This window comes from Yersinia sp. FDAARGOS_228 (genome assembly GCF_002073315.2).
Lineage (GTDB): Bacteria > Pseudomonadota > Gammaproteobacteria > Enterobacterales > Enterobacteriaceae > Yersinia > Yersinia intermedia.
Genome location: NZ_CP020409.2, coordinates 145,959 through 158,714, shown reverse-complemented (window position 1 = coordinate 158,714; position 12,756 = coordinate 145,959). Strand labels below are relative to the sequence as shown.

The window sequence follows — 12,756 nt, the reverse complement described above, 5'->3', positions numbered from 1 at the left end:
TTCCTGATTGAGAAAATGATGGCCAAAGATCGGGCGCTAACGTTAGAAGCATTGAGAGTAATGGATGCTATTGACCGCCGTGGTAGTTTTGCCGCGGCGGCTGATGAATTGGGGCGGGTACCTTCTGCACTGAGCTATACCATGCAGAAACTTGAGGAAGAGCTTGATGTGGTGTTGTTCGACCGCTCCGGGCATCGCACCAAATTTACCAATGTTGGGCGGATGCTACTGGATCGCGGGCGGGTGCTACTAGAAGCCGCAGACAAACTGACTACTGATGCTGAAGCATTGGCGCGCGGCTGGGAAACACATATCACGATTGTCAGCGAGGCATTGTCTCCGGCATGGAAACTGTTCCCGTTGATCGACAAACTGGCGCTTAAAGCCAATACTCAAGTCTCTATTTTTACCGAAGTATTGGCCGGAGCATGGGAACGGTTGGAGCAGGGGCGGGCTGATATCGTCATTGCGCCCGATATGCATTTCCGTGCATCTTCAGAGATTAACAGCCGTAAACTGTACAAAGTGACCAGTGTCTATGTTGCCAGTCCAGACCACCCCATTCATTTGGAACCAGAGCCTTTGTCAGAACTGACGCGAGTGAAATATCGTGGTGTCGCCGTCGCGGATACCGCTCGTGAGCGGCCAGTTATTACGGTTCAGTTGCTGGATAAACAGCAACGTTTGACTGTTAGCACTATCGAAGATAAGCGGCGGGCATTATTAGCCGGTTTAGGTGTGGCGACCATGCCTTATGAAATGGTAGAAAAAGACATTGAAGCGGGCCGTTTACGGGTCGTCGGGCCAGAGTTCAGCCGTGAGGCGGATATTATTATGGCGTGGCGGCGCGACAGTATGGGAGAGGCTAAGTCGTGGTGTCTGCGAGAGATTCCTAAATTGTTCGCTAATAAGTAAACGACTACTGCGCGTCGTTATACTGAGATTGTGCAGTGTTCACAATCCTCACGTACTACGTGTACGCTCCGGTTTTTCCGCGCTGTACGCACTCAGTCTTAGCTCGCTACGCCTTAAGCTGTTATGGCTACTGCGCGTTAATCTGTTAATAAAGTGAAACGTGTATCTCGCCCATGTGGCTCCAGCAGGTCTTGCTGTGGGCCTATGGAGATAATCCCGTAAGGGTTTATGGTGCCGTGGCTGCGATAGTAGTGATTGCGGATATGGGCAAAATCGACTGTTTCAGCGACACCTTGAATTTGATAAATATCGCGTAAAAAGCCATATAAGTTGAGATAATCGCTGATACGGCGCTTATCACACTTGAAATGAGTGACATAGACCGGGTCAAACCGCACCAATGTGGTCCATAAACGTAAATCTGCTTCCGTCAGTTGGCCACCAGTCAGGTATCGTTGTTTCGCCAGAATCTGTTCCAGCTTGGTTAATGCGTCAAATAAGGTATTAACTGCCTCGTCATAGGCTTCCTGTGTAGTGGCAAATCCCGCCTTATACACCCCATTATTGACCTGATCGTAAACCCACCCGTTGATATCATCAATATTACTGCGTAACGCTGTAGGGTAATAATCCCCCGTTTTAGCCCCGACGCCATCAAACGCAGTATTGAACATACGAATGATATCGGCAGATTCATTGCTAACGACAGTCTGTTGCTGCTTATCCCATAACACCGGAACGGTCACCCGCCCGCTATAATTTGCATCGGCGCGCAGATAAAGCTGATAGAGATAGTCAAGATGATAGAGTTCGTCGCCGGTGGCGGCAGGGAAGTCATTAGCGAAGGTCCAGCCATTCTCCAGCATCAATGGATGTACCACAGAAACTGAAATCAGTGACTCTAAGCCTTTCAATGTGCGCATGAGTAAAGTGCGGTGTGCCCATGGGCAGGCAAGAGAAACATACAGATGGTAACGGTGTGCTTCGGCTTTAAAGCCGGCTTTACCTTGTGGGCCAGCCTGCCCGTCAGCAGTCACCCAATTGCGGAACTGTGAGGTACTGCGCTTGAAATGACCACCGGTAGATTTTGTGTCATACCAGATGTCTTTCCACATGCCGTCTACGAGCTGCCCCATCCAATCCCCCGTGTTCTTGAAATTGCAGCGTTGTTAGCTGCTCTTATTCACCCGAATCACTTACCTGAGTAAGTTAATCGGGATTAATGAGCCTCATCCTTGAGGCTCACCCTACGGGCTAGCATAAATGCTGTTCAAATTGGTTCCCGACCCATTTGTCATTCGCTTGCTGCCTGGCTGCAACTCCAATTACTTTTGGGATTGCATTTTATAGTATAGCCTTACCACTTCTTACCCAGCAGACGGTCAATACTGAAACCACCAGGGCCGGCAACCGCCAACACGATGAAACCACCAGCGATGGTTAGGTTTTTCATGAACATCAACTGGTTAACGCCTTCCGCAAAGTTAGTGTGGAAGATAAGTGCCGTCAGAATAGTGAAACCCGCAGTGAACAGTGCAGTGGTACGGGTCAGGAAACCAAACAGAATTGCCAAACCGCCGCCAAATTCCAGCAAAATAGTCAATGGCAGGAAGAAGCCAGGGACACCCATTGCTTGCATATACTGTTGCGTGCCAGCATAGGCATCACCCATTTTGCCGTAACCGGCCACAATAAACAGAATCGGCATCAGAATGCGTGCTACCAACAGGCCAGTATCTTGTAATTTGTTCATCGACGACTTCTCCAAAAAGTTGTTCTATTAATGCCTGGCATCTGCGGGCGTTAATGGTTAATTAAAGGTGCTTGTATGTGGTTGCTTGTCGGTGTTATCCCACAAGCTCCCTGAGTTGATGAGAGAATGTTAGTGGAGAAGTTGAGAAGTTGTTAGCAAGTAAAACTGTCTATTTTTATCAAAAAAACTGAAGTGGTAGCAGATTAATGCCGAAAAACAGTCTGTTTAGGCAACAGAAGGGGGGAGGGCGGCCAGTAACTCACTAGAGGATACCGAGGTGCTACAAAGGGAGCTAACGGCAGGTTAACGTAAGAAAAAAGTGCTACGAAACAATCGGATGGTTCCCCATATGCTGACCGCCCGGCGCGACCAACGGATTAATTTACTGGGGTGGCGAATACCGTATAGTGCGACCAGACTGGAGCCAACCATCAAATATTTTCGCATACCGACGATTTGTGCCCAACCCCGATCATAAGGTGCAGTGACTTCAATCCAGTGTGCAGCACTGTGGGCGAGATCCAGACGTTGTTGCTGGATCTCGCGTAACAATGCGGCTTTTTCTTGTGCTAATTTACGGCGGCTCAACGCTCTTTCTCCAATAACTCGCGATCCGTTTCCAATTGCTTACGGGTAGAACCCAGCAGTGTGGAGCTGCGTGCCTTGGTGATAGTCCAGATAACACCGATTATCGCCAGTGCCAATAGCACCGCAGTGGTAGTACCCAGCGCCATTAAACGATAGGCAGGATCAATAGCCCATATGACTAAGACCAGCAGACTCATCAACCCGAAAGCGGTAAGTAACAAGGTAATCCCTGCCATCATCAGCAACTGAACCAGTGTTGCTTTTTCCTCTTCCAGCTCAATGGCGGCCAGACGTACACGGGTTTCAACCATGCCCACCACAATAGTGGCGATGCGGTGAACAGTATCGAGGACCCCTTTACCGGGGCCCTGTGTGTGAGGAAGCTCAGCCATAATTAGCGGCGAGACAACAGAACGCCTAACACCACGCCAACAGCGGCACCGATGCCTACACCAGTCCAAGGATTGTCGTGAACGTAGGTATCTGCTTTGTCAGCAATTTCTTTAGTTTGCGCTGCGATTTTATCGCCGGTTTCGCTCAAACGCTCGCGAGTATCTTTCAACGCGCTTTCCGCTTTGGCTCGCAGCTTATCTAACTCAGCTTTCGGCTTATCGGTCGAAGTTTGCAGCACTTCTTCCAAAGTATCTGCCAGTGACTTAAGTTCAGCGCGTAAATGTTCAGAGGTTTTATCTTGTGGCATGTAATAGCTCCTTAACATAACTGAGGTGGATACCTAACGTAGCGAATATTTAACAAAGTTAAAAGGTGAATAAATCTTAAATAACTCTGATGATTCGCCGTTATTGTATTTAAAACCGGAGTTGCTACTTCTGCGCCTTAGCTTGTTTTAACTCGGCTTGCGCTTCCACTAACTTCTTCTGTTGCTTGGTAATTTTACTCGCATCACCTTTCTGCTGAGCCTCTTTTAACTCTTGCTGGCGCTCAGTGACCTTGTGTTGCTTTTGTCTGATTTTTTTCTGTTGTTCGGCCTTCAGGTTTTCCGCCGTGCAGTTGCTTTTTACTTCTTTTAAGGCTGTTTCCAGACCGGCCGCGCGGCGGGTATTGCCATGTTGTTTGGCATAATCTATCTGTTGTTGGATTTCTTTAGCTTTTATGTCGCATTCATTGTCTAACGCTGCTTGAGCAACATTACAAAATACGACAATAGGTAAAACCAACAGGAGAGAGCGACGTAACAACATAGTATTGCTTCCTTTTACAGCAAGAGTCAGGGACGAAAACAGGTTGCCGTGAATGTCTAAGCATAGCGCTGAATGATGTGATACCCAAGTTTACCACAGGAATTTTTATAGATTAATCAGATATCAGCGGAATAAATAGGCAAAAAATAGCAGATGACTACGGGGAGATTAGCCCCCGTAGCGAAAATTAGCCTACATTTTGTAGGGTATTTCTGAATGCGGGTAACAGACGCTGACGTTTCTTAGACTCGCTTAAGACAATGACATAACCGCTCGGCAAGATATCCTGCAACACTTCAATGGCTTCTTCCTGCTGTTCAGGGGATTCCAGGCTTACCACCAAGCTATCATTCTCTGGAGTAATGCTTTTTATCCGAATCCCACGTTGATCAAGATGTTGGTACAGATAAAACCCATCAGGCAATGACAGCCCCTGTTGGTTAGGCCGAATTTTCAACGCACTTTCTGTGCGCAAAATAATAGGCGTAAACAACAAGGCCGCCAGCAACAGCGCCATGACTGGCAAAATAAGATAGTGCCAAACCGGGCGACTAAAACGGCCCTTGAGGTTGATCACTCTGGCTTACCTTTATTTTTGTCATTGCTATCCGCAACCTGTGGGGTGCTTTTTTTGCGCCAAAGCACATATAAAGAACCAAACAAGCCAATCACCAACAGTGCCAGCGGCAATAACATCAGGAAGAACATCACTTCGTCTTCATATTTTAGGAATACCGGTGTTTTACCAAAGGCAAAGCCCATCGTTGTCAGGATCAATACCCACAGGAAGCCACTCATCCAGTTGAAGAACTGAAAACGGGTGTTGTCCAGGCCTGAAAGCCCGGCAATTGTTGGCAACAAGGTACGCACGAATGCCAGAAAACGGCCCACCAGCAGGGCAGATAACCCATGGCGATGGAACAAATTATGGGCACGCTGGTGGTAATGAGCAGGGAGATGAGACAGCCAGCCTTGTACCACTTTGGTATTCCCCAGCCATCGCCCCTGAATATAACTGACCCAGCACCCAAGACTAGCGGCAGTGGTCAATACCACGAGGGTCACAGGGAAGCTCATCGCACCTTTTGCAATCAGTACACCAACCAGAATCAGCAGACTATCACCCGGTAAGAAGGCCGCTGGCAGCAAACCATTTTCCAGGAAAAGTATTACAAATAGCAGGATATAAATGGCCCATACCAGAGACGGGTTCGCCAGTGTCTCATAGTCCTGTGCCCATAGAGCATGTAAGAGTTCTTTAATGATATCCATCTGGTATTCCTAAAACGTCATTGTTGTATACCCTTACTTACCTGACGTTGCAGTAGCGCTTTCTTACCCGAATCACTGAGATGTTCATCAATGGGCCAGGATTCGCTTGTTTTGCCTTACTGCAATACCAATTACTTTGGGTATGTTCGTTAGTTTATAAACACGACTCGCAAAAATAGCTGATGGCTTTTCGTGTTTAAGCGATGGTTTTGATAAATGTGTTCAAACAAACCAATTCGCTGATATCAATAGGTAAATATACTTCGCGCTGTAACTGTCAGGGAAGCTACGACGACTGAGAATCATGGTGGTAGGTAAGCATCCCGCTATATTGAATATTACTCTCTTTCCAGCCACCCACACGATTTTGCTGTGCCGATGTATGGAACATCCAGTTGGAGTAGTTAAGCAGTGGCAGTGATTGCCGCGGCTGTTTGTAGATTTCATCTGCCCGACTGCTGCGAGATATTGCCAGATATGCCCCAGACCAAGTGTTATTGACCAATGACGGGTTGGCTGAGCCGGTAAACTTGCTGGCCCCCAGCCGATTCTTTATGGCGGTTTTTTTGACCGGCAAACCCATCAGACGCAATTGGGAGGGGATGACTTTATTTTGCAGGTGCGGGTAAGGTGATAATGCCCTTACGGATGACGACATGTCGCGGATATAGGGGCTGCTATGATAGACAGCACTTAGCGCTGATAACGCCATGCCTGATGGAGCAGAATATGTGGGCGATAGCAGGTTGCCGGAGACCGAACCGGCCCAGCCAGACACTGCAATAAATAGAGCAAACAACCAGCGCATGTATTTGCGTTTCGCTCCCAAAGCACCCAAGTAAAAAAGTGCTGACACTTTAGCAAAATAGCGGGATATGAAACAGGGAAATATAAATGCCTATTGAGTATTTATTAAGCAATGGTTTAAAAACAGGCTTGATACTGACATTTGCTGACAGAAGTCGACATTTACTGACCTTAAATCGCCATGATCAAACCGGGAAGAGAAAGAATAGAATCAGTTTCTCTTCCCGTTGCCTGCCACTATCTGAGCAAGGTTCAGCCTTTGCTGTTCGCGACCATATTGTTATTCATCATGAGATTATCGAGATGAACAACGGGGTTTTCTGTGAATAAATAGCGATCCACATTAAATTCAAAATCATCGGTAGTGGCACGGAACAGCATCTGCTTGGTATTTTCCAGATGTTGCCACATAGCAAGTTTACTGGCGTAAGGATCTTTACGCATCAGAGCTTCAAGGATCCTGTCGTGATCTTCGCACCAGCTCTCGATCGATTTATCATCGATATGCTCATGCAGTTTTATCCAGTAAGGGTTATGTACCCGTTGGCTCCACATTTTTTCGACAATCGTTGCCATGGCGGTATTTTGGGTGGCCAGAGCAACCTGCACATGGAATTTCAGATCCCATTGTGAATCACGGAAGCGATCTTCCTGACGCGCATGTTTTTGGATCTCAATTAATTGCACGATATCTTGCGGCGTAACCTGAGTGGCGGCAAATTCAGCAATATTACTTTCGATTAACTGGCGTGCCTGTAGCAACTCAAAGGGACCTGCTGTGGCGAATTCAATGCTGTGGTTGGGCATTACGAGGTGCTTTTGCTGATTCGACATCACGTGGATGCCGGAGCCTTTACGCACTTCAACGTAACCCTCTACTTCCAGCATGATGATCGCTTCACGGACCACGGTTCGGCTGACATTCATCTCTTCTGAAATGCAGCGTTCCGCCGGCAATTTATCCCCTACAGGATAAACACCCGCTTCGATGCGCTGCTTTAACTCTGCGGCTAACTGCTGGTACAACCGTCTGGTTTCTGTTAATTCCATGATTAAGGCTCTTGGGAGCAATTGAGGCTGCAGATTCTGCGGCTCATATTGTCTGGAAGGCATGATATCCCGAAGGAGATATAATTGGATTTGTTATACCACTTATCCCTATTCGGTTCTAGTCATTGCTATCACAGTTGTGATGGAAAATACGCACTAAACCAGGGGGCTGGCAAGAAGTAAAAAGCCCGGTAAATGATTACCGGGCTTGAGTCGAACCTATGGCTCAATAATGACTACTCAGATTAGTTTTGTCCGGCAGGAGCCTGTTGTATCGGATCGATAGTCGGTTCAACCGCTGGGCGGTTTTGCAGCACCGTCCAGATAACCACCACGGCTAACACATCAAATACTGCCAATGCGGCAAACAGAGGGCTGAAGCCCATGGTGTCTGCCAACGCACCCACCACTAGAGCGAACATGGTACTGGCAGTCCAGGCCGCCATACCGGTTAACCCGTTGGCTGTGGCCACTTCGTTACGACCAAATACGTCGGAAGATAGTGTAATCAGTGCGCCAGACAATGATTGGTGAGCGAAGCCCCCAACACACAGCAGTGCGATAGCGGCATAAGGGCTAGTGAACAGGCCGATAGTCCCCGGTGCAATCATTAACAGGCCACCCATTGTTACCACCAACTTACGGGAAACAATCAGGTTAACTTTGAAATGTTTCTGGAATAACGGCGGCAGGTAGCCACCCAAAATGCAGCCCAAGTCGGCAAACAGCATTGGCATCCAGGCGAACATGGCGATTTCTTTCAGGTTAAAGCCGTAGGCTTTAAACATAAACAGTGGGATCCAAGCGTTAAATGTCCCCCAGGCTGGTTCTGCCAAGAAACGCGGGATAGCAATGCCCCAGAACTGACGGTTACGGATAATCTGCAATGCAGACATCTTTTTAGCGTTAGCGGTGGAGTGCTGAGCTTCCTGACCACTGAGGATGTATTCACGTTCTTCATCGGTCAGTTTTTTCTGGTCTTTCGGGTGTTTGTAAAGGATTAACCAGGCAATAGCCCAAATCAGGCTGAGCACACCGGTGATGATAAATGCCATCTGCCAACTGTGCATCACGATAGCCCACACCACCAATGGTGGTGCAATCATGCCGCCGATAGAAGAGCCGACGTTAAAGTAACCTACAGCAATGGAGCGTTCTTTTGCAGGGAACCATTCGCTACTGGCCTTCAGGCCCGCAGGGATCATAGCAGCCTCTGCCATACCTACCGCACCACGAGCGATAGCTAAACCGCCCCAACTGCTGGCCAACGCGGTGCTCATACAGAAGATGGCCCACATAATGGCAAACATGGCATAGCCCACTTTGGTGCCCATAACATCCAGAACATAACCGGCTACCGGTTGCATCAAGGTGTAAGCAGCAGAATAAGCAGCGATGATGTAAGAATATTGCTGTGTCGTGATATGTAACTGCTCTTGCAACGTCGGTGCGGCCACCGCAATAGCGTTACGTGTTAGGTAACCCAATATGGTGCCGACGGTGACCAGAGCGATCATGTACCAGCGTAAGCCTTTAATTTTACGCATCATTTATAACTTTCTCCCAGTCTAAGATTACTGCTATGAAGCGCGACCTGTAGCGGCGTTTCATGGCGCAATTTGGCCCAACCTACATCGTTGTACATGCGGTGGTACCCGACCCTGTTTAATTGGGTCATACCTTCTTATTTGAGTTGAGGCTGAAGTGTTATCGGTAGCTTCAACTGCTTTGGGTATCCCTTCCTGTTGAGAGCAACGGTGCTGTCGCTGCTTTCATTCTTGCCTGTGTCTTCCCGTGTGGGTCAAATCAGCGCGTTTGAGTGAACAATGCGGATGAGATGATTGAGGGCGACGCAACAATAACTTGTCATACAGATTTAAAAGTTGAGTGACATCACAAAAACCACTTTTCAATTAGGGAATAATAGAACCCGACAGACTTAGTGCCGCAAGGGGCTAAATAGACTATAAATGTTGAGTATTTGTTCTTTTTGTTAGGTTTTTGCGATCGCTATCGATAAAAAAATGCTGGACGATAGATGGAATTGGTGTGATAACTTCGCGATAACAGAGAGCAGTGCTCTAAGATGTACTCAAGTGAGGAACCTAATATGTCGCAGTTTTTGACCGAAGACTTTTTGCTGGACACCGAATTCGCCCGTCGTCTGTATCATGACTACGCAAAAGATCAGCCGATCTTTGATTATCACTGCCATTTACCCCCTGAACAGATCGCAGAAAACTACCGCTTTAAGAATCTGTATGACATCTGGTTGAAAGGTGATCACTATAAATGGCGTGCTATGCGGACTAATGGTGTAGCAGAACGTCTGTGTACCGGCGATGCCAGTGATCGTGAGAAATTCGACGCATGGGCTGCAACGGTTCCTCATACTATCGGTAACCCGCTGTATCACTGGACTCATCTTGAATTGCGCCGTCCATTTGGTATTACAGGTAAGTTATTATCCCCTGCAACGTCAGAAGAGATCTGGCAACGCGGTAACGAATTACTGGCTCAGGACAGTTTCTCTGCGCGCGGCATTATGCAGCAGATGAATGTAAAAATGGTCGGTACCACTGATGACCCGATTGATGACCTGCGCCACCATAAAGCTATTGCCGCTGATGGTAGCTTCAACATCAAAGTGTTACCAAGCTGGCGTCCAGATAAAGCCTTCAACATTGAAGCCGCAGGTTTTAACGACTACATGCAGCGTTTGGAAGCTGCCGCTGATACCTCTATCAGCCGCTTTGCCGATCTGTGTACTGCCTTGAACAAACGGATGGACCACTTTGCCGCCCACGGTTGTAAAGTTTCGGATCATGCTTTGGATGTTGTGGTTTACGGTGAGGCAGATGAAGCCACACTGGATGCGATTCTGGCGCGTCGTCTGGCCGGTAATCAGCCAAGTACCGAAGAAGTTGCACAGTTCAAAACGGCAGTATTGCTATTCCTGTCTGGCGAATATCACCGCCGTGAATGGGTGCAGCAGTACCACATCGGCGCTCTGCGTAACAATAACAGCCGCATGTTTAATCTGGTGGGGCCGGATATCGGTTTTGACTCCATCAATGACCAACCACTGGCACAGCCACTGTCCCGTCTGTTGGATGCTCAGGGCCTGCGTAATGCATTACCAAAAACCATCCTTTACTGCCTAAACCCGCGTGATAACGAAGTTATCGGCACGATGGTTGGCAACTTCCAGGGTGAAGGCGCTGCCGGGAAAATGCAGTTCGGTTCCGGCTGGTGGTTTAACGACCAGAAAGATGGCATGCAACGCCAAATGACCCAACTGGCACAACTTGGTTTGCTAAGCCGCTTCGTTGGCATGCTGACGGATAGCCGCAGCTTCTTGTCTTATACGCGCCATGAATACTTCCGCCGCATCTTGTGCCAGATGATTGGCCGTTGGGTGGCTGATGGCGAAGCTCCGGCAGATATTGAACTGCTGGGTTCAATGGTGAAAAACATCTGCTTCGATAACGCGAAGCAATATTTTGCCATCGAGCTGTAATCGCCCCGTTGATTTGAATAACCAATAACAGGGCCGGTTAGCGGCTCTGTATAACTCTAACTCATTATTTATTTAACGCCCGGCTGCACTGCGGTAAAGACCTTCTCTGCAAAGAAAGGATTGCCTGCAAAGCACGGACTGTCAGTAATGCCGGTCCATAGCTGTATGCGTTATGAGGTGAACCCTGATGCAAACTCTAAACCGTCGTGACTTTCCCGGCCGTAGCCACCCTGACAAGATCATTCAATTTGGTGAAGGTAACTTCCTGCGTGCATTTGTCGACTGGCAGATTGATTTACTTAATGAACATACTGATCTGAATGCTGGGATCGTAGTGATCCGCCCGATCGATACTGATTTCCCACCGTCACTCAGTACCCAGGATGGTCTGTACACTGCGGTGATCCGTGGTTTGAATGAGCAGGGCGAAGCGGTGCGTGAATCCCGCCTGATCCGCTCGGTTAACCGTGAGATCAATATTTACCGTCAGTTTGATGAATATTTGGCACTGGCCCGCGATGCCAATATTCGCTTTATGTTCTCAAACACCACTGAAGCGGGTATTGCCTGGAATGAAGCGGACCAATTCAGCGACGCACCACCAAGCTCTTTCCCGGCTAAATTGACCCGCTTGCTGTTTGAACGTTTTGAACATTTTGCCGGTGCTGCAGATAAAGGTTGGGTATTACTGCCTTGTGAGCTGATTGATTACAATGGTGAAGCGCTGCGCGAACTGGTGTTGCGTTATGCCAGTCATTGGCAATTACCTGCCGCTTTCACCCAGTGGTTAACTGAGCACAATACCTTCTGTTCAACGCTGGTTGACCGCATCGTTACAGGCTATCCGCGTGATGAAGTGGCCGCCTTACAAACCGAACTGGGTTATCAGGATAGCTTCCTGGATACCGCAGAATACTTCTATCTATTTGTTATTCAAGGGCCAAAAGAACTGGCTCAAGAACTGCGCCTGGATCAACTCGATCTGAACGTGCGCATCGTTGATGACATCAAACCCTATAAAGAACGCAAAGTTGCCATTCTGAACGGCGCACACACCGCGCTGGTACCTGTGGCATACCTCTCTGGACTGGACACCGTCGGCCAGACGATGGATGACGCACAAATCAGCAGCTTTGTAGAGAAAACCATTACCGAAGAGATTGTACCGGTATTGGATTTACCAGAAGACGAATTATTGTCGTTCTCACAAGCGGTATTGAGCCGGTTCCGCAACCCGTTCATTCAGCATCAACTGCTGTCTATTGCCTTGAATGGTATGACTAAATTCCGTACTCGTATTTTGCCGCAGTTGCTGACCTACCAGCAACAGCAAGGCAAGTTACCACCGCGCCTGACTTTTGCTCTGGCAGCACTTATCGCTTTTTACCGTGGTGAGCGTGATGGTCAAACTTACCCGTTGCAGGATGATGCCCACTGGCTGGAACGCTTTTCCACCTTGTGGAGTGGTGTAAAACACAGTGATATCACGCTGGCTGAGTTAGTTAACAGCGTACTGTCTGATGCGACCCATTGGGGACAGGATTTGACCGCCGTTCCACAACTGGCCAATCAGGTAACAGAACAACTGCAAACTATCATTGATCGCGGCATGAGAGCTGCGGTAGCGACCTATAGCTAAAGGTTTAACT

At 48.2% G+C, this 12,756-nt stretch carries 14 protein-coding genes; 3 read left to right on the top strand and 11 right to left on the bottom strand.

Annotated elements, in window-relative coordinates:
- The first annotated feature begins 18 nt into the window (after positions 1 to 18).
- Positions 19 to 915, top strand: coding sequence for a LysR family transcriptional regulator (locus A6J67_RS00730; RefSeq protein ID WP_005188368.1), 897 nt, complete (start codon positions 19 to 21; stop codon positions 913 to 915).
- Between the two features lie 137 nt (positions 916 to 1,052).
- On the opposite strand, the gene A6J67_RS00725 is transcribed toward A6J67_RS00730, so the two are convergent.
- From A6J67_RS00725 to A6J67_RS00675, 11 genes are all read right to left on the bottom strand, one after another.
- Positions 1,053 to 2,051: a glutathione S-transferase family protein gene (locus tag A6J67_RS00725; RefSeq protein WP_032906957.1), complete on the bottom strand. Its 999-nt coding sequence runs from the start codon at positions 2,049 to 2,051 to the stop codon at positions 1,053 to 1,055.
- Between the two features lie 221 nt (positions 2,052 to 2,272).
- Positions 2,273 to 2,668 carry a DoxX family protein gene (locus A6J67_RS00720; protein ID WP_004714887.1) on the bottom strand — a complete coding sequence of 132 codons (396 nt, stop codon included), beginning with the start codon at positions 2,666 to 2,668 and terminating at the stop codon, positions 2,273 to 2,275.
- Positions 2,669 to 2,971: 303 nt separating this feature from the next.
- Positions 2,972 to 3,256: a YqjK-like family protein gene (locus tag A6J67_RS00715; protein WP_032907985.1), complete on the bottom strand. Its 285-nt coding sequence runs from the start codon at positions 3,254 to 3,256 to the stop codon at positions 2,972 to 2,974.
- The gene (locus A6J67_RS00710) at positions 3,253 to 3,648 is read right to left on the bottom strand and encodes a phage holin family protein (RefSeq protein WP_005192942.1); all 396 of its coding nucleotides are present in this window, start codon (positions 3,646 to 3,648) and stop codon (positions 3,253 to 3,255) included. Before A6J67_RS00710 ends, A6J67_RS00715 begins: the two co-directional genes overlap by 4 nt.
- Before the next feature lie 2 nt (positions 3,649 to 3,650).
- Entirely contained in the window at positions 3,651 to 3,956 is a 306-nt protein-coding gene (locus tag A6J67_RS00705; RefSeq protein ID WP_005192939.1) for a DUF883 family protein, read from the bottom strand.
- Between the two features lie 124 nt (positions 3,957 to 4,080).
- Positions 4,081 to 4,458, bottom strand: coding sequence for a DUF1090 domain-containing protein (locus tag A6J67_RS00700; protein WP_042569026.1), 378 nt, complete (start codon positions 4,456 to 4,458; stop codon positions 4,081 to 4,083).
- Positions 4,459 to 4,645: 187 nt separating this feature from the next.
- Positions 4,646 to 5,035, bottom strand: a complete 390-nt coding sequence (gene mzrA / locus A6J67_RS00695) for an EnvZ/OmpR regulon moderator MzrA (RefSeq protein ID WP_032907983.1) — start codon at positions 5,033 to 5,035, stop codon at positions 4,646 to 4,648.
- Positions 5,032 to 5,730, bottom strand: coding sequence for a DedA family protein (locus A6J67_RS00690; RefSeq protein WP_005192932.1), 699 nt, complete (start codon positions 5,728 to 5,730; stop codon positions 5,032 to 5,034). Before A6J67_RS00690 ends, mzrA begins: the two co-directional genes overlap by 4 nt.
- A gap of 286 nt (positions 5,731 to 6,016) precedes the next feature.
- Positions 6,017 to 6,538: a hypothetical protein gene (locus tag A6J67_RS00685; protein WP_050296888.1), complete on the bottom strand. Its 522-nt coding sequence runs from the start codon at positions 6,536 to 6,538 to the stop codon at positions 6,017 to 6,019.
- Between the two features lie 251 nt (positions 6,539 to 6,789).
- The gene (gene exuR, locus A6J67_RS00680; RefSeq protein ID WP_005192922.1) at positions 6,790 to 7,587 is read right to left on the bottom strand and encodes a transcriptional regulator ExuR; all 798 of its coding nucleotides are present in this window, start codon (positions 7,585 to 7,587) and stop codon (positions 6,790 to 6,792) included.
- Positions 7,588 to 7,832: 245 nt separating this feature from the next.
- Entirely contained in the window at positions 7,833 to 9,137 is a 1,305-nt protein-coding gene (locus A6J67_RS00675) for an MFS transporter (RefSeq protein ID WP_005192916.1), read from the bottom strand.
- Positions 9,138 to 9,697: 560 nt separating this feature from the next.
- Between A6J67_RS00675 and uxaC the strand changes: the two genes are divergently transcribed.
- Together uxaC and A6J67_RS00665 are read left to right on the top strand one after the other, a co-directional pair.
- Complete coding sequence (gene uxaC / locus A6J67_RS00670) at positions 9,698 to 11,107, top strand: glucuronate isomerase (RefSeq protein WP_042569028.1); 1,410 nt, start codon at positions 9,698 to 9,700, stop codon at positions 11,105 to 11,107.
- Positions 11,108 to 11,294: 187 nt separating this feature from the next.
- A complete protein-coding gene (locus tag A6J67_RS00665) occupies positions 11,295 to 12,746 on the top strand; it encodes a tagaturonate reductase (protein ID WP_050072619.1) in 1,452 nt (483 codons plus the stop codon).
- Positions 12,747 to 12,756: the final 10 nt, after the last annotated feature.